22 protein-coding genes are annotated in these 22164 nt (G+C 65.4%); 6 read left to right on the top strand and 16 right to left on the bottom strand.

The genetic code is table 11. The features are described from left to right. Positions 1-2: 2 nt before the first annotated feature. The 5 genes from CQ050_RS25725 to CQ050_RS25705 form a co-directional block, all read right to left on the bottom strand. Positions 3-1481 carry an efflux transporter outer membrane subunit gene (locus tag CQ050_RS25725; protein ID WP_105559652.1) on the bottom strand — a complete coding sequence of 493 codons (1479 nt, stop codon included), beginning with the start codon at positions 1479-1481 and terminating at the stop codon, positions 3-5. Positions 1482-1491: 10 nt separating this feature from the next. Next, positions 1492-2421: an HlyD family secretion protein gene (locus CQ050_RS25720; protein ID WP_105559650.1), complete on the bottom strand. Its 930-nt coding sequence runs from the start codon at positions 2419-2421 to the stop codon at positions 1492-1494. Then, entirely contained in the window at positions 2414-2608 is a 195-nt protein-coding gene (locus CQ050_RS25715) for a DUF1656 domain-containing protein (protein WP_050446448.1), read from the bottom strand. The genes CQ050_RS25720 and CQ050_RS25715 overlap by 8 nt, the downstream gene beginning before the upstream one ends. Next, the gene (locus CQ050_RS25710; protein WP_233214291.1) at positions 2598-4724 is read right to left on the bottom strand and encodes an FUSC family protein; all 2127 of its coding nucleotides are present in this window, start codon (positions 4722-4724) and stop codon (positions 2598-2600) included. The genes CQ050_RS25715 and CQ050_RS25710 overlap by 11 nt, the downstream gene beginning before the upstream one ends. A 189-nt stretch (positions 4725-4913) precedes the next feature. Beyond that, positions 4914-5846 (bottom strand): LysR family transcriptional regulator, encoded by a 933-nt coding sequence (locus CQ050_RS25705; protein WP_105559649.1) that lies wholly within the window; start codon positions 5844-5846, stop codon positions 4914-4916. A 278-nt stretch (positions 5847-6124) separates the two neighbouring features. On the opposite strand from CQ050_RS25705, the gene CQ050_RS25700 reads away from it, so the two are divergent. From CQ050_RS25700 to CQ050_RS25690, 3 genes are all read left to right on the top strand, one after another. Continuing rightward, positions 6125-7414 (top strand): Glu/Leu/Phe/Val dehydrogenase, encoded by a 1290-nt coding sequence (locus CQ050_RS25700; RefSeq protein ID WP_105559647.1) that lies wholly within the window; start codon positions 6125-6127, stop codon positions 7412-7414. A 105-nt stretch (positions 7415-7519) separates the two neighbouring features. Then, a complete protein-coding gene (locus tag CQ050_RS25695; protein WP_105559646.1) occupies positions 7520-7999 on the top strand; it encodes a thioesterase family protein in 480 nt (159 codons plus the stop codon). Positions 8000-8285: 286 nt separating this feature from the next. Further along, the gene (locus tag CQ050_RS25690) at positions 8286-9398 is read left to right on the top strand and encodes a porin (RefSeq protein WP_105559645.1); all 1113 of its coding nucleotides are present in this window, start codon (positions 8286-8288) and stop codon (positions 9396-9398) included. Between the two features lie 252 nt (positions 9399-9650). Here CQ050_RS25690 and CQ050_RS25685 read toward each other — a convergent pair whose 3' ends face one another. The 6 genes from CQ050_RS25685 to CQ050_RS25660 form a co-directional block, all read right to left on the bottom strand. Beyond that, positions 9651-10460, bottom strand: a complete 810-nt coding sequence (locus tag CQ050_RS25685; protein ID WP_105559644.1) for an RsiV family protein — start codon at positions 10458-10460, stop codon at positions 9651-9653. Positions 10461-10502: 42 nt separating this feature from the next. Next, positions 10503-11279 carry a biotin/lipoate A/B protein ligase family protein gene (locus CQ050_RS25680; protein WP_105559642.1) on the bottom strand — a complete coding sequence of 259 codons (777 nt, stop codon included), beginning with the start codon at positions 11277-11279 and terminating at the stop codon, positions 10503-10505. Further along, entirely contained in the window at positions 11276-11551 is a 276-nt protein-coding gene (locus CQ050_RS25675; RefSeq protein ID WP_105559744.1) for a lipoate protein ligase C-terminal domain-containing protein, read from the bottom strand. Before CQ050_RS25675 ends, CQ050_RS25680 begins: the two co-directional genes overlap by 4 nt. A 30-nt stretch (positions 11552-11581) precedes the next feature. Then, positions 11582-12046: a GNAT family N-acetyltransferase gene (locus CQ050_RS25670; RefSeq protein WP_105559640.1), complete on the bottom strand. Its 465-nt coding sequence runs from the start codon at positions 12044-12046 to the stop codon at positions 11582-11584. Positions 12047-12063: 17 nt separating this feature from the next. Beyond that, the gene (locus CQ050_RS25665) at positions 12064-12765 is read right to left on the bottom strand and encodes a glutathione S-transferase N-terminal domain-containing protein (RefSeq protein ID WP_105559639.1); all 702 of its coding nucleotides are present in this window, start codon (positions 12763-12765) and stop codon (positions 12064-12066) included. A gap of 129 nt (positions 12766-12894) precedes the next feature. Then, positions 12895-13806: a DMT family transporter gene (locus CQ050_RS25660; protein WP_105559637.1), complete on the bottom strand. Its 912-nt coding sequence runs from the start codon at positions 13804-13806 to the stop codon at positions 12895-12897. A gap of 121 nt (positions 13807-13927) precedes the next feature. Here CQ050_RS25660 and CQ050_RS25655 point away from each other — a divergent pair, with 121 nt between their 5' ends. Beyond that, positions 13928-14395: an Lrp/AsnC family transcriptional regulator gene (locus tag CQ050_RS25655; protein WP_105559636.1), complete on the top strand. Its 468-nt coding sequence runs from the start codon at positions 13928-13930 to the stop codon at positions 14393-14395. Between the two features lie 15 nt (positions 14396-14410). On the opposite strand, the gene CQ050_RS25650 is transcribed toward CQ050_RS25655, so the two are convergent. The 3 genes from CQ050_RS25650 to CQ050_RS25640 all read right to left on the bottom strand — a co-directional run bounded on the left by CQ050_RS25650 (position 14411) and on the right by CQ050_RS25640 (position 17737). Then, the gene (locus CQ050_RS25650; protein ID WP_105559635.1) at positions 14411-14902 is read right to left on the bottom strand and encodes a glutathione peroxidase; all 492 of its coding nucleotides are present in this window, start codon (positions 14900-14902) and stop codon (positions 14411-14413) included. A 91-nt stretch (positions 14903-14993) separates the two neighbouring features. Next, a complete protein-coding gene (locus tag CQ050_RS25645; RefSeq protein WP_105559632.1) occupies positions 14994-16190 on the bottom strand; it encodes a DUF1501 domain-containing protein in 1197 nt (398 codons plus the stop codon). Positions 16191-16198: 8 nt separating this feature from the next. Continuing rightward, positions 16199-17737, bottom strand: a complete 1539-nt coding sequence (locus CQ050_RS25640; protein WP_105559631.1) for a DUF1800 domain-containing protein — start codon at positions 17735-17737, stop codon at positions 16199-16201. Positions 17738-17942: 205 nt separating this feature from the next. Between CQ050_RS25640 and CQ050_RS25635 the strand changes: the two genes are divergently transcribed. Further along, positions 17943-18275: a tetratricopeptide repeat protein gene (locus tag CQ050_RS25635; protein WP_105559630.1), complete on the top strand. Its 333-nt coding sequence runs from the start codon at positions 17943-17945 to the stop codon at positions 18273-18275. Positions 18276-18282: 7 nt separating this feature from the next. Here CQ050_RS25635 and phrB read toward each other — a convergent pair whose 3' ends face one another. Beyond that, positions 18283-19701 (bottom strand): deoxyribodipyrimidine photo-lyase, encoded by a 1419-nt coding sequence (phrB, locus tag CQ050_RS25630; protein WP_105559629.1) that lies wholly within the window; start codon positions 19699-19701, stop codon positions 18283-18285. Between the two features lie 268 nt (positions 19702-19969). On the opposite strand from phrB, the gene CQ050_RS25625 reads away from it, so the two are divergent. Next, the gene (locus CQ050_RS25625; protein WP_105559628.1) at positions 19970-21418 is read left to right on the top strand and encodes a CoA transferase; all 1449 of its coding nucleotides are present in this window, start codon (positions 19970-19972) and stop codon (positions 21416-21418) included. Between the two features lie 44 nt (positions 21419-21462). Here the strand turns inward: CQ050_RS25625 and CQ050_RS25620 are convergent, their stop codons facing one another. After that, entirely contained in the window at positions 21463-21999 is a 537-nt protein-coding gene (locus CQ050_RS25620; protein ID WP_105559627.1) for a peroxiredoxin, read from the bottom strand. Between the last annotated feature and the right edge of the window lie 165 nt (positions 22000-22164).

Below are 22164 nucleotides of genomic sequence, written 5' to 3'. Positions count from 1 at the left end.
GGTTAGTCGCGTTGGGGTGGGTCGCGTTGTGGGTCGGACTGAGCGACCGACTCCGTGTCCGACGACCCCGCCCCCAGCGCCTTGTACAAGGCAATGCCTCCCTGCAACTGCGCCAACTGGCTGAGGGCCAAGGCATCGCGTGCCTGGTTCAGGCTGCGCTGCGCCACCAGCACCGGCAGGTAGGCGCTTAAGCCGCGCGCGTAGAGTTGGGTGGCCTGTTTCAGGGCTTGTTGGCTGTCGGCCACGGCCTTCTGCAACGCGGCTTGCCGTTGGCGTTCGCTGGCCCACGCGGTCAAGGCGTCTTCCACGTCGCGCAGCGCCGAACGCACGTCCCGCTCGTAGACGCGCAGCACGGCGTCGGCGTTGGCCTGTGCCGCGGTCACGCCTGCTCGCGCGCGGCCGGCGTCGTAGAGCGACTGGCTGCCCTGCACGGCCGCCGACCACGCCAGGCTGGCACCCGAGAACAGGTCGTGGATGACGCTGGCGGTGGTGCCCAACCCCAAGGGAATACGGAATGTGGGAAAGCGTGCGGCCTGCGCCACGCCGATTTGCGCGGTGGCGGCGGCCAGGCGTCGTTCGTCCGCGCGCAGGTCGGGGCGTTGGCGAATGACGTCCGAAGGCAATGACAGCGGCAAGTCGGCCGGCATGGGCAAAGCCGGCGCGGACGTTGCAAGGTCGGCATGCCAGTCGCCGGGAAACCCGCCCGCCAGCACACCGATGGCATGGCTGAAACGGGCGATGTCCGCGTCCAGCAAGGGCGGCTGCGCCTCGGCAGTTTCGCGCTCGGCGCGGGCCAGGGTGACGTCGGCCAGTGTGCCCAGGCCGCTGCGGTGCGCTTGTTCGGCCAGGCGCTCAGCCTCGGCCAGCGCGCGAATGTTGTCTTGTGCGATGGCCAGGCGCAGCTGCGCGGCACGCAGCCCGGCGTAATCGGCCACCAGTTCGGCCACCAGACTCACTTGCAGCGCACGATGGTCCTCTGCCAACGCCTGGATGCCGGCGTCGGCGGCCTCGACCGCGCGGCGCGTGCCGCCGAACAGGTCCAGCTCCCAACTCGCATCCAAGCCCAGATGCCAGGTTCGCGCCCGCCCGCCGGGCTGCGAGCTGAGTGCCTTGCTGCCGCGGATGGCCTCGCCGGCGGCTCCGGCCGAGACCTCGGGCAGGGCGGCCGAGGCGATCTGCACGCGCTCGGCCCGTGCCTGGCGCAGGCGTGCCAAGGCAATATCCAGATCCTGATTGTGCGCCAGGGTCTGTTCGACCAGGCGGTCCAGCAAGGGATCCTGGAAGGTGCGCCACCAGGTGCGCAGGCCATCGTGGTCGCCATCGGACATGGCGGCGTTGGCCTTGATCCAGTGCGCGGGCACATCCAGCGTCGGCGTGCGGTAGTCCGGGCCCACGGTCGTGCAGCCGGTCAGCAATGCCAGCAGAAAAGGAAGCAGTGCCTGCCGAAGGCGCGGTTGCGTGCGAGGGATGGGTGCATGCATGGCCTTGCCCTCACATCCAGCGGTGTAGCAGCGAGATCAGCCGGCCCTGGGGCACCGGCGTACCCGCCGAGGGCGTGACCTCGATGCTGCCGGTCATGCCGGCCGCCAGCACGACGTCATGCGGCACATGCTGGAACTCGACGCGCACCGGGATACGCTGCGCCAGCCGGACCCAGCTGAAGCTGGGTTCCACGCTGGGCAGGCCCTGCGCGTCGGCCTGCTGGTTGCTGTCGGCAATGCCTCGCCCGATGCTGGCCACCCGCCCCGGCAACACCTGGTCGAACCCCATCAGGCGGATCCGCGCCGCCGCGCCGGGTTGGATGCCGCGCAGTTTGGTTTCCTCGAAGTAACCGGTGATCCAGAAGCTGTGGGCGTCGATCAGGGCGATGTTGGGCTGGCCCGTCACGGCGTAGTCGCCCTTGTTCAATCGCAGGCGCGTGACGTAGCCATCGGTTGGCGCACGCAGTTCGGTGCGTGCAAGATCCAGCTTCGCCCTGTCCACGGCGACCTGTGCACTGCGCAGGTCGGAGCGGGCGATGGCGGCCGCCTGGTTCGCCCGCTGGATGTCCTCGGCCGGCACCAGGCTTTCCATGCCGCGGCGCCGCCGCGCCTCCTCGGTTTTCTGGCGCAAGGACACCTCGGCGGATGCCAACTGCGCTTCGGCCTGGGCCAACGCCAGTGCGAAGCTGGCGTTGTCGATGCGATAGAGCAGGTCGCCCTGTTTGACGTATTGATCGTCCATGACCGAGACCTCGGCGACGGTGCCTGACACCTCGGGAGCGATACGCACGATCTGCGCGCTGACACGGCCATCGCGGGTCCAGGGGGCGACGACGTAGGCGCGCCACAGCGCGCTGACCAGAAACCCGGCAGCAACGACCACCGCAAGGGTGAGTCCTGCCCGCAGCAGGCGCTTGGCGGGAAATGAGCGTTCAGACATAAAGCACCAACAGGGAAACAAGGCAAAGGGAAATGGCGAACTCGAACAGGCCCGGATGCCACACCCAGCGCAACACCCCGCAACGCACCAGCACGAAGCGAAGGCCCATATAGATCGGCAGGGCCAGGCAGGCGTAGACAAGGAAGGGAGGCAGGTAGATGCCTGCCAAAGAGAATTCACTGAGCATGGGCGTGGCCTTTAGAGGGGTACGGAACGTCGTTCGCATGGCGTTCCAGCAGCGCGGCGATGTCCTGCAGCACGACCGTCACGCGCCGCACGTCATCCATCGCGGCGCTGGACCGCATCGGCAAACGCGTCAAGGAGGTCGCTGCGCGGCGGGCATGGCGTGCGGCCCGCGCGGGATCGCGGGCCCGCTGGCGCATATGGCGCAGCGTGCGCGCCACCACGCGCGGCCACTCGGCGTCGTGGGGCGCCTGGCGCAGCCAGCGTCGCAGGCGCAGGATTTCCCGACCCAGATGCAGGCTGGTCAGGGCCTGGGCGATGGCGCGATCCATCGCCTGCGGCTGCGTCCTGAGCAAGGCGCCGAGTTGCGCGATGCGGTGTTGCTGGCGCCATTGCCAGGCCGCTGCATCGGGCGGCTCGTCGTGCAAGGTGCCCAGCGCCGCGTCGCGGATGCGCTGGCGCAAGCGCGTGACGTCGCGCGCCAGATTGCGCGGCAGCACGACCCTGAAGCCCAGCAGCGTGAAACATGTCGCCAGGATCCAGGCCACGGCGCCATTGAGGAACAGTGCAAAGTCGTAGCGCATGGGGTTGTCCGCCGCCGCCAGTGTCGTGAACGCCACCAGATAGGCCACGCCCGCCAGCGCATGACGCGGCATCGTGGTGGCATACACGCCGGGCAGCCAGAACAGGCTCAGGATGACCAGCAGCAGCGGGAGGCCCGAGACGTGCGGCAGCACGATGAAGGTGCACAGAAAGGCCATCGCCACGGCGGCCACCGTGCCCTTGATGAATTCAACCGCACCCAGCGCGGGGCTGGGCGCAGTGGAGAGCAGGGCGCATGCCGCCGCCAACCCGGCCAGCATCATGTTGCCTTCCGTCCAGCCGGTGGCAATCCAGAAGGCGCCGCCCATCACCACAGTCAACAGGGCGCGCCCGCCATTCTGGAAAGCGGCCACCGTGTCGCGGTGAAACGGCACGGACACGCGCGCCGGCGTCGGCCTGGGTTGGTGGAACCGCTCGATGCCTTCGATGGCTTGCAGGAAATCATCAAGCTGCTCGATCAAGCGATCGCCTGCGATCATCAGCGCGGCCTGCTCGGCGGCATCGTCCAGCGAGGTCGCGGCAAGTAGGGCCACCAGCCGGGCGCGCAGGTCGGTAAGTCGCCCGATGGCACGCGTCCTTCCGGTCGGGCCGCGATCGGTCGGGCCGCGATCGGTCGGGCCGCGATCGGTCGGGCCGCGTTCGGTCGGACCGCGTTCCTGCCCCAGCGCCTGCCTGACTTCCCTCCATGCCTCCTCCCAGTCCGGTTGCAACGCACGTAGCGCGGCAAGGGCGGCGCTGTGTTCGCGCAGGGGCGGCGCGCCGCCCACCAAGGCGGAAAACAGCGACACCATCGTGTGCCGCACCGTGCCGGCACGATGGGCCAGGTCGGCGGACTCGGCCTTGCCCAGCGCCAGCAGATCGTCCACGCCATACACCTCGGTGATGAGTGAACGCCGTCCGGCATCCAGGGGCTTGGCGCCCGGCTCCGCGCTGGCTTGAATGGCCTGGTGATGCGTCGCCAACACGCCCGCCGTGGCGGCCGCAAGGCGGTCGAGCAGCATGGTCAGGCGGCTATGCACGCTGCGGCGGCTGAACAGGGCCGACACCAGCGCCAGGCAGACCACGCCGATCAGCACGGACGCGCCGCGCCCCATCACCTGGTCGAAGGTGCGTTCCGGATGCTGCATGGCGCCGTAGGCTGCCAGGCCCACGGTATAGCCCGCCAGCGTGGCGCCATAGGCCCGGAAATGACGCAGCAGCGTCATGCCCACCACGCACACTCCCAGCCATACGCCGAACCCAAGCAGGAAGAGCCAGGGCATTTGGCCGAAGGCGCTCATCAGCACGAAGGCGGCCAGCATCCCGACCAGCGTGCCCAGCACCCGCCACACCCCCTTGCCGATCACGCCGCCCTGCACAGGGTTGATGACGAGCAGCACGCTGGAAGCCGCCGCGTAGGGCGCATGCAGTTCCAGCAGATAGGCCACCACCAAGGCCAGGCAGGCGGCCAGGATCGAACGCACCACATAGGTCGCGCGGGGCGTCGTCAGATCGAGATAAGGCAGTCCACGCGCCAACCCCTTCCGAAACCGGGAAAGGCGTGGAAAGACGCCCGAATTTGCTTCAGGCACGTTCGCCGAATGCACGATGCAACCCTTCTACAGTGATCAATACGCATCACTGTAGGCAGGGCTAATCATTCCGAAAAGTGAATTTATTGCATTCGAACGATTGCGTGATACGCACGCATCGGCGCCAGCACGCCGCTATGGCTTGGCGCGCATGGCCGCCTGTGACTGGCTCTCGTTGGACAGCATATGGATGGTCTGCCGCAACCATTGATGGGCCGGATCGGCCTCCAGGCGCGGGTGCCAGGCCTGTGTCAGCAGTACCGTTTCCAGCGGCGCTGGCAGGTCGAACACGCGAATGCGCAAGCCTGCGGACAGCGCGGCGCTGGCCAGATGCCGGGGCAAGGGCAACAGCAGATCCGAATCCTGCAGGGCGAACAGCGCCGTGTATGGATTGGGCACCACCAGGGCGACGTGCCGGCGCAGCCCCTGCGCCTCCAGCGCGGCATCGAGCGGCCCGGCGGCCTTGCCGCGCCGCGACACGTTGATGTGCTCCCAGCGCGTAAGCCGTTCGGGCGTGATCTCGTCATCGAAAATCGGATGGTTGGCGCGCGCGACACCCACGAACGTCGTGGTGAACAGGGACTGCACACGAATCTCGGGCCCCAGCTTGCGCGAGGCGCTGATGAACAGGTCGATGCGGCCACTGCGCAGCGCCTCTTCGTCCACGTCGTCCTCTTCCGGCGAAAAGCGCAGCATCGCCCGTGGCATCTCGCGCGCCATCGCATCCAGGAGATGGCCCAGATGGATGCTTACGAACTCATCGGTGGCGCGGACGTTGAAACGCCGATCCAGCACTTTCAGGTCAATCTCGGCATCGGAAGCGAACACCTGCGAGGCCTGCTCGACCGCGGCCCGTACCTGTTCGCGCAGTGCCAGCGCCTTGGGCGTGGGCATGAGCTTGCGGCCGACCTGGACGAACACGGGATCGCCCAGCGCCTCCCGGATGCGGCTCAGGGTGCGGCTCATCGCCGGCGCGCTCAGGTGCATGCGGCGCGCAGCGCCAATGACGCTGCCCTCGTCGAGCAACGCATCCAGCGCCAACAGCAGATTGAGATCGGGACGTGGCATGGCTGCCCCTTTGTAGATTTACCTTTATGCAATCATAGGTTGTTTTGTGTGGCCTTCACCTCCCAGAGCGGGGCGTCGGGTGCGGCGGCGACGGCGGTCAGGCAGGCTGGACGCGTCCCGGTTGGCGGCTTAGGATAGGGGCAGCTTCAAGACCGGGCTTGTGACCCGTACGGTATCCGCCACAAATATCTGTCCCCATTTAATATATTTTTAATTTAAATGGGGACGCTATATTTTTCACGGATAAAATGGCGCAACTTTGTCAGGAGATCATGCTCATGTCTCAAACGCCCACTCATGCCTTGCCGTCTTATCTGAATGCCGATGACCTCGGCCCCTGGGGTAATTACCTGCAACAAGTCGACCGGGTCACCCCGTACCTTGGCACGCTGAGCCGCTGGGTCGAGACGCTGAAGCGCCCGAAGCGCGCGCTGATCGTTGATGTGCCGATCGAACTGGACAATGGCACGATCGCCCACTTCGAGGGCTATCGCGTGCAGCACAACGTGTCGCGCGGCCCGGGTAAGGGCGGCGTGCGTTTCCACCAGGACGTCACCCTGTCTGAAGTGATGGCGCTGGCCGCCTGGATGTCGGTCAAGAACGCCGCGGTGAACCTGCCGTATGGCGGCGCCAAGGGCGGCATCCGCGTGGATCCGCGCAACCTGTCGCAATCCGAACTTGAGCGCATGACGCGCCGCTACACCAGCGAAATCGGTGTGATCGTGGGGCCGTCCAAGGACATCCCGGCGCCTGATGTGGGCACCAACGCCCAGACCATGGCCTGGATGATGGACACGTATTCCATGAACGAAGGCGCCACCGCCACGGGCGTGGTGACCGGCAAGCCGATCGCGTTGGGCGGCAGCCTGGGCCGTGTCGAAGCGACGGGCCGCGGCGTGTTCGTCGTGGCGTGCGAAGCCGCCCGCGACCTGAACATCGACGTCTCGAAGTCGCGCGTGGTCGTGCAGGGCTTCGGCAACGTGGGCGGCACCGCCGCTCGCCTGTTCCATGAAGCCGGCGCCAAGGTCATCGCCGCGCAGGACCATACCGGCACGGTGCACAACGCCGAAGGGCTGGATGTCCACAAGCTGCTGTCGCACGTGTCGCAACATGGCGGCGTGGGCGGCTTCTCGGGCGGCCAAGCCTTCGACAAGGACGAATTCTGGACGCTGGAAACCGAATTCCTGATCCCGGCGGCCCTGGAAAGCCAGATTACCGCCCAGAACGCCGCCAAGGTGCGCGCCAAGGTCGTGGTGGAAGGCGCCAACGGCCCGACCACGCCGGAAGCGGACGACATCCTGGCTGAGCACGGCGTTTACGTGGTGCCGGACGTGCTGGCCAACGCCGGCGGCGTAACGGTGTCCTATTTTGAATGGGTGCAGGATTTCTCCAGCTTCTTCTGGAGCGAAGAAGAGATCAACCAGCGTCTGGAACGCATCATGCGCGAGGCCTACGGCGCCGTGTCGCAAGTGTCCAAGGAGCACAAGGTCACGCTGCGCACTGCCGCGTTCATCGTGGCTTGCACCCGGATCCTCCAGGCGCGCCAGGTGCGCGGCCTGTATCCTTGACGACTGAATCGGCGATGCGTGATTGAACGACTCGCCGAGGAGGCAGAGGAAGACAAAAACAGAAATCGCCCCGCAAGGGGCGATTTCCATTTCAGGGAGACAAGCATGACGCAACACCTGCCGTCCACGACGCTGGCCGTGGACCCCGCCTGGATCGACGCCTACGGCCATCTGAACGCGGCCCACTACGTCGGCATCTTCGACCGGGTCGGATTTGAATTGCTTAGCCAGGTCGGCGTGGGGCTGGACTACACCGAAGCGACGCGCTGCGGCATCTATACGATGAACGTGCACGTGGCCTATCTGCGTGAAGTCCTGGCGGGGGACCCGCTGATGCTGCAGGTCCGCCTGCTGGAATCGGACAATAAGCGCTTGCTGTGCCTGATGGAGCTGACGCAGACGCGCGACGGCTATCTGGCGGCCACGATGGAACAGTTGTCGTTGCATGTCGACCTGAACACCCGGCGGGCCAAGCCATTTCCGGACGACCTGGCCGCGCGGCTGGCACGCACGGTGGCCGAGCACGCCGGGCATCCGCTGCCACCCGGTTATCGGCGGTTGCTGCCGCTGCAAGGGGCTCGCTGAGCCTTGCGTACCGGTGCGCATCACCCGGCCAGGCTGGAAAAAAAAGCCAGAATGTTGCTTGTTAACACACCCCCATGACAGCTTTGGGACCGAGCCGTACACTGGCCTCGGGTGTGGAGCTCAGGCCACAAGTAGGCGTTTTTTTCGAGATCTTGGACGGGTTTTCCTTGCGTCTAGAAAACTGACACATTGCGTCCCTAGAATTCGTTCCTGCCATGCGCCGCACGCCGTTTGCACTGCAAACCAAGCCACCTGCGCATGTATGTTCAATCAAAGGGATTACGCAATGAAAAAGACTCTGCTCGTCACCGCGCTGTTCGCCGCCTTGTCCGGCGTGGCCCAAGCCGAAACCTCGGTGACGTTGTACGGCTTGATCGATACGGGTATCGGTTTCCAGCAAATCAAGGGCAATAACGACTACAAAGAATCGAAGTTCGGCATGGTCAATGGCGTGTCGAGCGGTTCGCGTTGGGGCCTGCGCGGCGCCGAAGACCTGGGCGACGGCCTGAGCGCTGTCTTCACGCTGGAAAGTGGCTTCAACTCGGGCAACGGCCAGTCGGGCCAAAGCGGCCGCCTGTTCGGCCGCCAAGCCACCATCGGCCTGAAGGCCGATTCGTGGGGCCTGCTGGAATTCGGCCGTCAGACCAACATCGCTTCGAAGTACCTCGCCGCGATCGATCCGTTCGCCGGCAGCTACGGCCAGGCTAACGTCGGCGTGGCCTTCAGCGCCGCCAACACGGTCCGCTACGACAACATGGTGCAGTACTCGACCCCGTCGTTCAGCGGCTTCCAGTTCGGCGTCGGCTATTCGTTCAATGCGTCCGACACGACCGCCGCGCAAACCGGCTTCAAGACCGCCGACAACACGCGCGCCATCACGACCGGCTTGCGCTACGTCAACGGCCCGGTGAACGTCGCGCTGACGTATGACCAGCTGAACCCCGCCAACCAGTTGAACAACGACGCGACGCCCAAGTCCTGGACCGTCGCCGGCGCCTACGACTTCGAAGTGCTGAAGTTGGCGTTGGGCTTCGGCCAGACGCGCGACGGCTGGTTCACCGGCCAAAGCATCAATTCGTTCGGCAGCGGCACGCCCACGGCAACCAGCTTCGGCACGAACGTCGCGGTGTCGGGCTTCAAGGCCAACTCGTACCTGGTCGGCCTGACCGTGCCGTTGGGCGCCAGCAGCATCCTGGCGTCGTGGCAGCGCGCCGACCCCAACGGCAACCCGCTGACGGCCGGCAACGATTCGACGATGAACGTCTACAGCATCGGCTACACGTACAACCTGTCCAAGCGCACCAATCTGTACGCGCTGGGTTCGTACTCGACCGACTTCGCGTTTGTCGACGGCCTGAAGAGCTCGGTCGGCATCGTGGGTATCCGTCACCGCTTCTAAGCGCCTGACGTGAACCGGTGGCGGGCGCGCGCAAGCAGCGCGCCGCCGGTTCCTTCAGGCCGCGGTTGCATTGAGCGGACTGGGCGTCTTACCCGGCCACAGACGCGAAAAAAGCGGCCACCTCCCTAGCTCCACCCTCAGTCCGCTCACCCGAACCCCGGTCTCGAAGAGACCTTGCGCGCTGCGGCGCGCGCGAACGCCGGCAACAGGCCAGATGCTTGTTGCCGGCGTTCGCTTATCCAGGGGGGGGGGCTACGACTTCGGCAACAGCTCCGGTTTCAAGATGCCGCGCAGATCCGCGTATGGGATCGCCAGTTCCGGCTCGCCGTGCGAGTAGGGGGCGATCGAATAGGCGTCGTACTTCACGACGATGCCATCGCGCGTCAGCGCGAAATTGTCGCTTTCCTGGAAGGGCCACATCTTGTTGTAGGCCGCCGGGTCGCGCTTGGCGTCCGGATTGCCCGCCAGCCATTTGGCATGGGCGCGCTGCAGCGCCGCGACGTATTCCGCGCGGCGGCCCGGAATCAGCGCTTCGTCCAGGCTCATGACGCGGTCGCGGCTGCGTTCCCAGTTCAGGTACTGGGTGGCCGGGATGCCGTGGGCAGCGCCCGTCAGGAACTGCTCGGTGTGCAGTTCGATCGACACGATGTCGCCAACGGTGTCTTTGACGCTGGCCTTGAAGTAGGTGGCGTCGCGTGGCCGCGCGGTGGACCAGAAATACTGCGTGTATTCCGACAGGGTGTTGTAGGGGCCGCGACGGTTGGCGTCCGTGCCGGTCATGTAGGCCAGCACGTGGTCCACCAGCGCCGTCAATTTCGGGATGCCCGGAAAGGCGACGCTGTCGATTTCGATATGCGGGCAGTCGCCTTCGCAACCGGGCTTGTTCGAGGCCCACTTGATGCGTTCCGTGGACAGGTCGCCCACTTTCTCCGGCGTGGAAGACGCGGGGCTGGCCAACGTGATGTTCGCCGGGGGCGCGCTGCCGCAGCCGGCAAGCGCCAGCAGGGCCGCGCCCAGGATCAAACCGCTTATCGCGCCTGGCGGCGTGAAGGTGCGACGCATTGAATTACCTCCAGGAAATCAAGGCTTGATGGCAACAGGCCGTCAGGGCACCACGCCGGTCCATTCGGACGTGGAAAATTTCTCGCCGGCCTGTTGCTGGGCGCGCGCCAGCGTGTCGCTGCCGATCTGCCCGGGGGTCAGACGGTGCAGGCTGGCAAAAGTTTCCACCATGCGGTCGATGATGACCTCGCGCGCCAGACCGGTCTGGGTGCGCAGCGGGTCCACGCGCTTTTTGGCGCTGGTGGTGCCCTTGTCCGATAGTTTTTCGCGGCCAATCCGCAAGACCTCGACCATTTTATCGGCGTCGATGTCGTAGGACATGGTCACGTGGTGCAGCACGGCACCGGCGCGGCGGGCTTGCGCCGCGCCGCCGATCTTGCCGATGTCGGAGGCGATGTCGTTCAGCGGCTGGTACCACGCCTTGATGCCCAGGCCTTGCAGCGCGGTCAGCACCCAGGCGTCCAGGAAAGCGTAGGATTCCTGGAAGCTCATGCCGTGCACCAGCGCTTGCGGGGCGCTGAGCGAATAGGTGATGGAGTTGCCGGGTTCGATGAACATTGCGCCGCCGCCGCTCACGCGGCGCACGACCTCGATGCCGTGGCGCTTGGCGCCTTCAGGATCGACTTCATTTTTCAAGGACTGGAAGCGGCCGATCACGACGGCGGGGGCGGACCATTCCCAGATGCGCAACGTGGGCGGACGCTGGCCGGCGCCGACTTCATCGGTGATGACGGCGTCCAGCGCCATGTGCAGCGACGGTGCCTGCGGGCCTTCGTGAATCAGTTGCCAGTCGTAGTCGTTCCAGTCGGTGCGCGTCATGCCAGCGCCCTCCGCAAGACGACGGCCACGGCTTCGGCGGAAAAGCCGAACAGCTCGGCGTCGGCGGGCAGCGCGGACTGCACGGCAACCGCCAACTCCAGTTCGCCGGCATCGGCGGGCATGCCGTTCAGGCCGTTGTTGATGGCTTCAAGCGCTTCGGGAGGCTCAAGGAAAAAATCACCGCTGATGCGGACATTGGCCAGGCGGCCGTCGCGCACTTCCAGATCCGCGACGACCAGTTTGCCGCCGGGGACTTTGTATTCGCCATGCATGGACGCTCCTTGCAAAATCATCTACTTGCACTACAGGCTGAGTTTCATGCCATCGTGGCTGGCCGTGAAACCCAGGCTTTCATAAAACCGCCGCGCATCCGGGCGCGCGCGGTCGGTGGTCAGCTGGACAATGCCGCATCCCTGGATGCGGCATTGTTCGATCGCCCATTCGAACATGGCGCGCCCCAGGCCTTCACCGCGCGACGACGAGGCGATGCGCACGCTCTCGATTTGTCCGCGCCATTGGCCCTGGCGCGACAGGCCGGGTATGAACGATAACTGCAAACAGCCGACCAGGTGCGAATCGCGCTCGACCACTGCCAGGAATTGATTGGAATCCTGGTTGATTGCCGCGAACGCGGCGACGTAGCGCGGATTCGGCGGCACGGAAGGGTCTTCACGCGTGGCGCCGAGTTCGTCGTCGGCCAGCATCGCGACAATATGCGGCAGGTCTTCGGCGCGGGCGCGGCGGAACGCCAGTTTTGGTTCTGTCATGGGCCGTCTCCGGAGGCTCAGCGGGCGACTTGCTGCGCGGTCTGGCCGAACAGGATGCGGCGGGATTCCTCGTCGCTGATCGACGGCGCGGTGTTGATGGTGTCGGCCAGCGCATAGGCGCGCTGGGTGGCGGGGCGCGCGGCAATCGCGTTGAACCAGCGCTGCAGGTGCGGGAAGTCGTTCAAATCCTGCCCTTGCTTGGCGTGCGGCACGATCCAGGGGTAGGCGGCCATATCCGCGATGGAGTAGTCGCCCGCGACGAATTCGCGGTCGGCCAGGCGTTTGTTCAGCACGCCGTACAGGCGGTTCGTTTCCTTGACATAGCGGTCGATGGCGTAGGCGATGCGTTCCTGCGCGTAGCCCGAGAAGTGGTGGTTCTGGCCCGCCATGGGACCCAGGCCGCCCATCTGCCAGAACAGCCATTGCGAGACTTCGGCGCGGCCGCGCACGTCGGCGGGCAGAAAGCGTCCGGTCTTCTCGGCCAGGTACTGCAGGATGGCGCCGGATTCGAACAACGAGATCGGCGCGCCGCCGTCGGCCGGGGCCTGGTCGACGATGGCAGGAATGCGGTTGTTCGGCGCGATGGCCAGGAATTCGGGTTTGAACTGGTCGCCGCGGCTGATGTTCACCGGGTGAATCTTGTAGGGCAGGCCGGTTTCTTCAAGGAACAGCGTGATCTTGTGGCCGTTGGGCGTGGTCCAGTAGTAGAGATCGATCATGGGAGCGTCCTGGGAATCATGGCACCGCCGGCGGGGGCCGGCGGATGGGAAAAGCCATGATAGCGGGGACGGCTTGGCCCCGACCTGAATAACCGGGGCCCGGGTGCGGGTTTCCCCTGGCGGCGAGGATCAGGCGGCGCCCGCGCCCGGGCGGGCGCCGCCCGGCAAGCGCCAGGTCCAATTCAGGCTGACGCCCGCGGCGGCCAGGAAGATCATCGCCACGCCCACGACCTGGGTGACGTCCATGCGATGGCCGTAGACCACGAAATCCAGCAGGATGGCCACGGCGGGGTAGATGAAACTGAGCGCGGCGGTGGAGGTGGTGGGCAGCTTCTGGATGGCCGAATACATCAGGATGTACATCAGGCAGGTATGGATCAGGCCCAGCGCCACCAGATACCCCCACTGCAGCGGGGCGGCGGGCAGCGCGCTGAAATCCGCCATGGGCAGCAGCATGAGGGCGCCAAGCGCGACTTGCACCAGTGCCAGCACTTGCGGCGGGATGCCCGTCAACCGCTTGACGATGATGGCGGTCACGCCGTAGAGCGCCGCCGCGCCCAGCCCCAGCATCAGCCCCGTAAGATAGCCGGCGCCGTCGGCGCCGCCGGTGTCCGACAGACGCAGCACCAGCAGCAGCCCGGCAAAGGCCACGACCGTCCAGGCCAGCTTGCCGCGCGAGGGGCGCTCGCCCAGGAACAGCACGCCCAGCCCAATCAGGAAAAACGGCTGCACGTTATAGACCGCCGTGGCCAGCGAGATCGATGCCAGCCGGTATGCCGAGAACAGCAGCACCCAGTTCAGCACCAGCGCGGCGCCGGCCACAAGCGCCAGGGCCAGCGTTCTTGCCGTGAACAAGCCGGGCTTGAGCAGCCCGCGCGCCCAGCAATACAGGAACAGCGACAAGGCCCCGAAGACGCAGCGGAAAAAAACTACGTTCCAGGCGCTTTGCCCGGATTCGATGACAAAGACGCCAAGCGTGCCGGACAGGGTCATGGCGGCGGCCATTTGCGCCAGGCCGAGGCGTTCTGATGCGGAATTCATGTGGGTTCTCCGGGCGGGCGATCCGCGATGTACGATGGAGGAATTATCCCAGGCAGATAAACGCGGTTATATGATGTTCCTGTGGCGCTTTTAATGTCATACCTTCTTTTAGGTGGAATTTATGCAAAACGACCTAAAAAATGAAAACCCTGTTTTGGATGGCATCGACCGCCGGCTGGTTGAGACCCTGTCGGTCAACGCGCGCACCACCACGGCCGACCTGGCGCGGCAGGTGGGTATGTCGGCGCCCAGCGTGGCGGATCGCCTGCGGCGCCTGGAGGAATCGGGCGTCATTCGGGCCTATACGCTGGATGTGGATCCGGTGGCGCTGGGCTACACGCTGGAGGCGATCGTGCGCATCCGGCCCTTGCCGGGGCAACTGCGGCACGTCGAGGGATTGATCCAGGAGATCCCGGAATTCGTGGAATGCGACAAGGTGACGGGCGATGACTGCTTCATCGCCCGCGTGGTGCTGAGGTCCATTTCGCACCTGGACGGCATCCTTGAGCGCGTGACGGAATTTGCTGAAACCAATACCGCCATCGTCAAGGCGCACACGGTGCGCCGCCGGCTGCCGCCGCTGCGGTAGGCGGGGGCCGGGGCCTCAGACGGGGGCGGAGAGCGCCTGGACGATGTCGTCCTTCAGGCCCGACGGCGTGTCGGTGGGCGCGTAGCGCTTGATGACCCGGCCGTCCCGGCCGACGAGAAACTTGGTGAAGTTCCACTTGATGCCTTCGGTGCCGAAGACGCCGGGCTTTTCGCCCTTCAGCCAGCGGTACAGGGGATGCGCATCCGCGCCGTTGACGTCGACCTTGGCGTACAGCGGGAAGGTGATGTCGTATTGGGTCGAGCAGAAGTTGCGGATCTCGGCTTCATCGCCGGGCTCCTGGTGGCCGAACTGGTCGCACGGGAAACCCAGCACGGTCAGGCCATCGTCGCGCAGCGCGCGGTAGAGTTCTTCCAGGCCCGCGTATTGCGGCGTGAAGCCGCACTTGGAGGCAACGTTCACGACCAGCAGCACGCGGCCCCGGTAAATGTCCAGCGAGCGGTCTTCTCCGTTGATGTCGCGGGCGGTGAAATCGTAGATATTGCTCATGCGGGCTCCTGTGGCAGGCGTCTGGACGCGGGGGCGCCAGTGCGCGGCCTGCCGTCGAGTGTAGCGCCTGGACCGCGTCCGCGAACGCGGTTTAGACCAGCTTCAGGTCCAGCGGCGCAACGCCTGGGAACACCTGCGCCAGGCGCGCCTTGTCCAGCCCGTACAAGCGCGAGAACAAGCCGGCGAAGACGGCCCGGTACTCGTTCAGCACGGGGTAGTCGCGGTCCTGGAACAGGGTGTCGCGCTTGACCGCCACCTGCCGGCCCGCGATGCGTCCGCCTTGCACGCTACCGCCCATGACCCAATACACCGTGCCATGCCCGTGGTCGGTGCCCTTATTGCCGTTTTCGCGGAACGTCCGGCCGAATTCGCTGATCACCACGACCGTGGTCTGCCGCCAGGCGGGGCCCATTTCTTCGGCATAGGCGGCAAGGGCCCGGCCGAGTTGGCCCAAGCGATTGGCCAGCCCGCCCGATGCGGCGCCTTGTCCCACATGCGTGTCCCAGCCGCCGACATCGACGAAACCCAGGTTGTAGCGGTCGGTCATGAAGCGGGCGATGCGGCGGATCTCCAATTCAAGTTTGTCGGTGGAAACGGCATTGCCGTTGGCCGCCTTCATTTCGGCGTCGATCTCCGACCGTGCGGCGCCCATGACGCGTTGCCCTTCGGTAACCGCCGCGTGTAGATCGGTGCCTTCATAGAGCGAAGCGATAATGCGGGCGTCGTCATCGCTCAGGCGGGACTTGCTGCCCGCGCCCATCAGGTCGATGTTGGGGATGCGGGTATCGCCGCGAAATATCTGCGGCACGTCGGAGGTAAAGGCGGCCGCCTGCGGCTGTTTGGCGTTTAAGGCAGTGGTCAGACGGTTCAGGAATCCGGACCGATAATTGCCGCGCTGGCCTGCGCCCAGCCCGCGTTCGATGCTGCTCTGCGTTTCGAAATGGCTGCGGGTAAGGTCCTCGGTGCCGGCGAATGGCACGAAGGCCAATTGGCGCTTTTCATAGAACGGCAACAGGCTTTCGGCCAGCGCCGGGTGCAGCGCCCAGCCATCGGCCAGCGGCAAGGCCGACCCCGGCCCGCCGCCCGGCCGGCCGATCGCGATGTTGGGGCGGGATTCATAGTAGAAGTCGCTGCTCGCGGGAACCAGCAGGCTGGCGGCGTCGTAGGCGCCGCGCATGAAGACCACCAGCAGGCGGTTGCCGGATGCGGCGGGGGCGGCATAGATACGGCTACCTCCCAGCACCAGCGGGGCGGCAGCCATCAATTGCAGAAGTCGGCGGCGATCCATGGGGGCTCCTAGCGGCGCATGAACTCTGGCGAGGCCAGCAGGTAGGTGTTGGCGACGGCTGTCGACCTGCCCTGTTCGACCGCTTCCCGCGTACGGGCGGATATGGTCGAGAATAGGCCGTTGCCTTCATTGGCTTTCAGCAAGTTCGGCGGATGTGGAACGTTCGCTGGCTGATCGCTCGGGCTTTGACGATAAAAGACTAGCGGCGCGCCTGCAATGATGCTGGCGATTTCGAATCGCGTTGTCATCTGTCCGGACCCTGTCCAATCCGACTTCAAGAGAGGATAGCCGTCTGGCGTCTGATGCTGATTCAGCGGTTGTCCCATTCGCACAAGCAGGCTGACGCCTGCCATGCCATTAGCGAAAGCCGGCATGCCACTGTAGGTTAGCCGCAATGACGAATAGACATAGTGGATGGGGTCCTTGAAAACGCCGGCCTTCAGCGATGCGGCAAATTCCGGCGATGCGAACAGAGTCTGGAGCGTGGCAGAGATGTCGCCGTCCTTCTCGAGGAAAGTCCGGCTCATCTTGTCGATCAGGGACGTCGGCGGCGCATCGCCGACGAAGTATGCAGCCAGCTTCGTTGAGATGAACTTTGCGGTGGCGGGGTGGCTGGCCAGTAGGGCGGCAGCCTGCTCGACTTCCTGCATGCCTGTGCCGGCAACGGTGCGTCCTAAGAACACTTTGCTGCCATAGTCGTGGCGGGCTGGGTTGAATAGGAAATAGCCCTTTTGTACTACCTGCGCCCGGAGGGCGGGATTGACCTTTGGAGGCTCCACGCTGTTGCTGATGCCTAGGCCAGTAAGAATGCGCGCCAACTCCTGCACGTCCGTCTGGGTGTAGCCGCTATTGACTCCCAACGTGTGCAGCTCCATCAGTTCGCGCGCATAGTTCTCGTTAATCTTGCCCGCTACGTTCTGCGTATTGTCCAGGTAGATCAGCATGGACGGCGATCGCATGGTGGCGGCCAGCAGGTCGCGGAACTTTCCCAGTGCATGGGGGCGGATGGCTTGATCCTCATACTGGGACAGGAACATGCCCACATCGCCTTTCTGGAGGTCTACGTTGAAATGGTTCATCCAGAACCACGTCATGTGTTCGTGCAGTTGATTGCCGCCGTACACCGCGCGCAACAAAGCGCGCTCGTTCACATCGGCGGCACGCCGGATAGACATTTGGCGGGCATCGCGGTTAATTCGCAGCATTTTGTCTTCGGGCATTTTTTTCGCATTTTGTCGCATGTCGATCTGAGCCGCCCGCGCATCTTCGTCTGATTGCCGGGAAATTGCCAAGGCGTCGATACGCCGCTGCACCGCTTCCGGCAACTTGTCTTGCGCCGCCGGGTGCAGTTGCGCCTGCAAGTAGCGGTCGATTCCCAACTTGCTGGCGCGCGCCAGCTCTGTCGGTGTAGCGCCCCACGTCACCCGATTGACGATAGCGGCTTCTCGCGCTTGCGATTGGGTGTCTTGTTGGGCAAGCACGCCTCCGGCCAGCGGCAGGAGCAGTAGCGGCGCAAAGCGCAACAGCCAAGCAATCGGCGATGCCATAGGGCGGTGTCCTTTAAACAGGCGACTTAACGTGAGACAGAGTATTCACCTAAGCGATCCCTGGCGACTCATCCTTGAAACGCAAGGAAACGAATCGTTTATCCGACCATCTTTATCCCGGTGCCCGGGAGGGGCCATTCATGCCTTGCGGAGACGGCCGTCCTATCATGTCGCATCAACATCGAGCGTCAGCAGGAGAGCCGCGATGGAAGGAATGATCGAACGCCTGGAGGCCATGCTGGCCAAGGGCACCGACAATATGTTGCTGCGGTTTTCGCTGGGCAAGGCCTATGCCGAGCAAGACTGCTTTCGCGAAGCGGAACCGCACTTGCGGGCCGCGTTGGCGTTCGACCCCGCTTACTCGGTCGCGTGGAAATGGCTGGGCAAGGCGTGCCAGGGGCAAGGCAACCTGGACGGCGCGCGGGCGGCGTGGACCGCTGGCCTGGAGGCCGCTCAGGCACGCGGAGACAAGCAGGTCGAAAAGGAATTGCAGGTGTTCATCAAGCGGCTGGACAAGCAGGCCGCGGCGGGCGGCTGAGCCGGCCTTAAACGGCAGGCAGATTGCCGAACGCCTCCAGCGCGCGCAGCCGGCTTTGCGCCAGGTCCACGATGGGCGCGGGATAGCCCGCGGCCACGCGTTCCATCGGGCTGGGGTCGTGGATGGCCTGGTCGTCCAGGTGCGCCAGTTCGGGCAGCCATTCACGCAGGAAGGCGCCGCGCGGATCGAAACGGCGGGATTGCGACAAGGGGTTGAACACACGGAAGTAGGGCACCGCGTCGGCCCCGGTTGACGCGCTCCATTGCCAGCCGCCGTTATTGGCCGCCAAATCACCGTCCACCAGTTGCGCCATGAACCACGCTTCGCCCAGTCGCCAATCGATCAGCAGGTTTTTCGACAGGAACATGGCCGTGACCATGCGTAGCCGGTTGTGCATCCAACCCAGTGCCAGCAGTTGACGCATGGCGGCATCGACGATGGGGATGCCCGTCTTGCCGTATTGCCAGGCGTGCAGGTCCGCGGGCGCGTCGCGCCAGGGCACGGCGGCGGTTTCCGGCTTCATGGGCCGGTGCATGGACAGCGACGGATAAGCGGCCAATAGATGCTGATAGAACTCGCGCCACAGCAGTTCGTTGATCCAGGTGGTGGCGCCCGCCTTGCCGCTGTCCAGTTCACCCTGGTTGGCGGCAAGCGCCGCGCGCAGCGCCTGGCCGGGCGACAGCACGCCCGCCGCCAGATAGGGCGACAGGCAGCTGGTGCCGGGTAACGAGGGGAAGTCACGCTCGTCCTTGTAGGCGTCGATGACGCCGTCGGCGAAGGCGGCCAGGCGCTCGCCGGCGGCCGCTTCACCCGCGGGCCACAGGGCGCGCACGGCGTCGCTCGGGGGCGGAAAACCGTCAAACGCGTCGGGCAGGGGATCCGCTGCCCAGGGCGGCGCGGCTTGGGCTCGTGGCGCGGGCAGGGGGCGAAGCGGCGCCGTGCGCAGCCGTTCCCGGCAGGTGCGCGCATAGGGCGTGTAGACGCGGTAGCACTCGCCTTTACCGGTCAGCACCGTACCCGGGCGAAGCAGCGAGGCGCCGTGGTGCAACGTCCAATCCACGCCGTCCGCCTGCAGCGCGTCGGCCACTGCCGCGTCGCGGCGGCGTTCGTTGATGGCCCATTCGGTGTTGGCATGGACTTGCGCGATCCCGTGCGCCTGGCAAAAGCCTGCGATGGCACGGGGAGCGTCGTCCCAGTGGGCAACCGTCAACAATTTGACAGGAATGCCGAGCGCATCCAGATCGCCCGCAAGCTCGCGCAGGTTGCGCAGCCAGAAATCGACCTTGGCTGGCGCGTCGCCATGTCGGCGCCACTGCCCGGGCGACGCCAGGAACAGCGCGGTGACCGTGCCGTTCTCGGCGGCGGCAGCCAATGCGGGGTTGTCGTGCAGGCGCAAGTCGGTGCGCAGCCAGAGTAGCGTGTTCATCTAGGACCCGGGCAAGATCGGCGGACAAGCGGTCCGGCCAGTCAGGCTGGCATTCTAGCTTGCGGCCCGGTCTTGGAAGACGATGTAAAAACTACGAGTAGATGTGACGGGGGATTCACGTCGGGAGGGGAGCGGGGTACAGGGCCAAGGCTGCGCTTATGCCGTCCCGTCGCGGTCAAACCATGAAACACGCTGGCGCTGCGGACGTATTGACGCGCTTGGCCCTGCGCCATGTAATGCCATTAACGACGAAAGCAAAGTGAACGCTATGGGAAATCTGATGGACCTCCGCCCGTCCTTTCTGAGGGGACGCACACCCGCCGGCAAGACGTCCCGCGACGTCCTGCAAGCGCTTTGGCGTTCACTTGACCTTCCCGGCGAGTCGCTGGAGCACGTGCTGCTGACCGGCGCCGAGCCAGTGTTGCCCTCGTCGTTCGCGGTGGGCACCGCGGCGCAGGCCAGCATGGCCGCCGCCGCCTTGGCTGCGGCGGAACTGTGGCACCTGCGGGGCGGCGCCCGGCAGCAGGTCAGCGTCGATATGCTGCATGCCGCTCAGGAATGCCGCAGCCACTTCAAGATCAACGGCGTGACGCCCAACCCATGGGATCCCATCAGCGGCGTGTATCGCTGCGGGGACGGGGGCTGGGTGCGCATCCACGCCAATTTCGCGCATCATCGCGACGGCGCGCTGGCGTTGCTGGGCTGTCCGACCGGCGAGGGCACTACGCGCGAAACCGTGGAGCGCGCGTTGAGCCGCTGGAAGGCACTGGATTTCGAGCAAGTCGCCGCGGATGCCGGCATGGTGGTGTCCGCCATGCGCAGCTTCGACGAATGGGACCACCACGCGCAGGGCCAGGCGATTGCCTCCCAACCCTTGATGACGATCGAGCGCATCGGCGAAGCCGATCCTCGCCCCTTGCCCAAGTTCGGGCACGATGCGCGTCCGCTGAAGGACATCCGCGTGCTTGACCTGACCCGCATCATCGCGGGGCCGGTCTGCGGGCGGGCGCTGGCCGCCTATGGCGCCGACGTGATGCTGGTGAATTCGCCGCAGTTGCCCAATATCGACAACATCATCGACACCAGCCGCGGCAAGTTGTCCGTGCTGGCCGATCTGGACACGGCGGACGGCCGCATCGCGCTGGGCAACCTGCTGCGTAGCGCGCACGTGTTCGTGCAGGGATACCGGCCCGGCGGCATGGCTGCGCTGGGCTTCGGCCCCCAGGATGCCGCGCGCATCCGGCCGGGCATCGTCTATGTGTCGCTGTCTGCCTACGGCAATGTCGGCCCTTGGGCCAACCGCCGCGGCTTCGATTCCCTGGTGCAGACGGCGACGGGCTTCAACCATGCCGAGGCGCAGGCCGCCGGTCAAGAAACGCCGAAGCCGCTGCCCATGCAGATCCTGGACCATGCGTCGGGATACCTGATGGCGTTTGGCGCGCAAGCCGCGCTGGCGCGGCAGGTGACCGAAGGCGGCAGCTGGCATGTCCGCGTGTCGCTGGCGCAAACCGCGCATTGGCTGCGCAGCCTGGGGCGGGTCGAGGGCGGGCTTGCCTGTCAGATGCCGGGGTTCGAAGGCTTGCTGGAGACCGAACCGTCGGGCTTCGGTGAACTGCTGGCCGTGCGCCATGCCGCGCGGTTCTCGGAAACGCCCGCTCGTTGGACGCGTCCGTCCAGTCCGCCCGGGACGCATCCTCCGGTCTGGCCGTTCAATTAGGGCGCCATCGCCGCACCCCGGGCGTCGCCCGGGGCGAATCCCCGTTATTGCTTGGCCTTCCAGTCGCGCAGCGCGCGCATGGTGTTGGCGACGTGCGAATCCGGGTTCATGTCCGTGAATTCATAAAGGATCTTGCCTTGGGGCGAGATCACATAGGACACCCGTTGCGCGTACTCGGGACGCTTGTCGTGCACGGCGTCATAAGCCTTCATGATCTTGCCGTCGCCATCGGCCGCCACGGCAAACTTGCTGCGGCATTCGCTGACCGAAAACTTGTTCAGGGTGTCGATGTTGTCCGTCGACACCCCAATGACGGTGGCGCCCAACGACTTGTACTCATCCGTGGCTTCGGCGAAGTTGTGCGCTTCGATCGTGCAGCCCTTCGAAAACGCGGCCGGGAAGAAATACAGCACGACCGGCCCCTGCTTCAGGGCTTCGGCCAGCTTGAAGTTGAAGACGTTGCCGCCCAGGGAAGCCTGCGTGCTGAAGTCGGGGGCGGGTGCGCCCACGTTCAAGGCAGCTTGCGCCGACGTGCCGGCCAGCACGCCGCAGAGCATCAAGCAAGAAACAAGGCGATTCATAGGGAAGCTCCGGTATCCAGTGCGCCGCGGGGCGGGACCGCAGCAAAGTGCCTACTGTAGTCCCGTCGTTTGCGCGGGTCCAGTTCAGTCGCGGTTGGGCCCGCCCTTGCCCTCGCCGCGTTGCGCCTCGCGGCCGCCGCCACCTCCACCTCCACCTCCACCTCC

This window comes from Achromobacter sp. MYb9, assembly GCF_002975275.1.
Taxonomy (GTDB): Bacteria; Pseudomonadota; Gammaproteobacteria; order Burkholderiales; family Burkholderiaceae_B; genus Achromobacter.
Note: the sequence above shows the minus strand (reverse complement) of the source record. Positions and strands in the feature narration are given on the sequence as shown.

What these genes read in the sequence shown, in the direction of transcription:
- CQ050_RS25725 (WP_105559652.1), bottom strand. Translation starts at nt 1,481, where the DNA reads ATGCATGCACCCATCCCTCGCACGCAACCGCGCCTTCGGCAGGCACTG.
- CQ050_RS25720 (WP_105559650.1), bottom strand. Translation starts at nt 2,421, where the DNA reads ATGTCTGAACGCTCATTTCCCGCCAAGCGCCTGCTGCGGGCAGGACTC.
- CQ050_RS25715 (WP_050446448.1), bottom strand. Translation starts at nt 2,608, where the DNA reads ATGCTCAGTGAATTCTCTTTGGCAGGCATCTACCTGCCTCCCTTCCTT.
- CQ050_RS25705 (WP_105559649.1), bottom strand. Translation starts at nt 5,846, where the DNA reads ATGCCACGTCCCGATCTCAATCTGCTGTTGGCGCTGGATGCGTTGCTC.
- CQ050_RS25700 (WP_105559647.1), top strand. Translation starts at nt 6,125, where the DNA reads ATGTCTCAAACGCCCACTCATGCCTTGCCGTCTTATCTGAATGCCGAT.
- CQ050_RS25695 (WP_105559646.1), top strand. Translation starts at nt 7,520, where the DNA reads ATGACGCAACACCTGCCGTCCACGACGCTGGCCGTGGACCCCGCCTGG.
- CQ050_RS25690 (WP_105559645.1), top strand. Translation starts at nt 8,286, where the DNA reads ATGAAAAAGACTCTGCTCGTCACCGCGCTGTTCGCCGCCTTGTCCGGC.
- CQ050_RS25685 (WP_105559644.1), bottom strand. Translation starts at nt 10,460, where the DNA reads ATGCGTCGCACCTTCACGCCGCCAGGCGCGATAAGCGGTTTGATCCTG.
- CQ050_RS25680 (WP_105559642.1), bottom strand. Translation starts at nt 11,279, where the DNA reads ATGACGCGCACCGACTGGAACGACTACGACTGGCAACTGATTCACGAA.
- CQ050_RS25675 (WP_105559744.1), bottom strand. Translation starts at nt 11,551, where the DNA reads ATGCATGGCGAATACAAAGTCCCCGGCGGCAAACTGGTCGTCGCGGAT.
- CQ050_RS25670 (WP_105559640.1), bottom strand. Translation starts at nt 12,046, where the DNA reads ATGACAGAACCAAAACTGGCGTTCCGCCGCGCCCGCGCCGAAGACCTG.
- CQ050_RS25665 (WP_105559639.1), bottom strand. Translation starts at nt 12,765, where the DNA reads ATGATCGATCTCTACTACTGGACCACGCCCAACGGCCACAAGATCACG.
- CQ050_RS25660 (WP_105559637.1), bottom strand. Translation starts at nt 13,806, where the DNA reads ATGAATTCCGCATCAGAACGCCTCGGCCTGGCGCAAATGGCCGCCGCC.
- CQ050_RS25655 (WP_105559636.1), top strand. Translation starts at nt 13,928, where the DNA reads ATGCAAAACGACCTAAAAAATGAAAACCCTGTTTTGGATGGCATCGAC.
- CQ050_RS25650 (WP_105559635.1), bottom strand. Translation starts at nt 14,902, where the DNA reads ATGAGCAATATCTACGATTTCACCGCCCGCGACATCAACGGAGAAGAC.
- CQ050_RS25645 (WP_105559632.1), bottom strand. Translation starts at nt 16,190, where the DNA reads ATGGATCGCCGCCGACTTCTGCAATTGATGGCTGCCGCCCCGCTGGTG.
- CQ050_RS25640 (WP_105559631.1), bottom strand. Translation starts at nt 17,737, where the DNA reads ATGGCATCGCCGATTGCTTGGCTGTTGCGCTTTGCGCCGCTACTGCTC.
- CQ050_RS25635 (WP_105559630.1), top strand. Translation starts at nt 17,943, where the DNA reads ATGGAAGGAATGATCGAACGCCTGGAGGCCATGCTGGCCAAGGGCACC.
- phrB (WP_105559629.1), bottom strand. Translation starts at nt 19,701, where the DNA reads ATGAACACGCTACTCTGGCTGCGCACCGACTTGCGCCTGCACGACAAC.
- CQ050_RS25625 (WP_105559628.1), top strand. Translation starts at nt 19,970, where the DNA reads ATGGGAAATCTGATGGACCTCCGCCCGTCCTTTCTGAGGGGACGCACA.
- CQ050_RS25620 (WP_105559627.1), bottom strand. Translation starts at nt 21,999, where the DNA reads ATGAATCGCCTTGTTTCTTGCTTGATGCTCTGCGGCGTGCTGGCCGGC.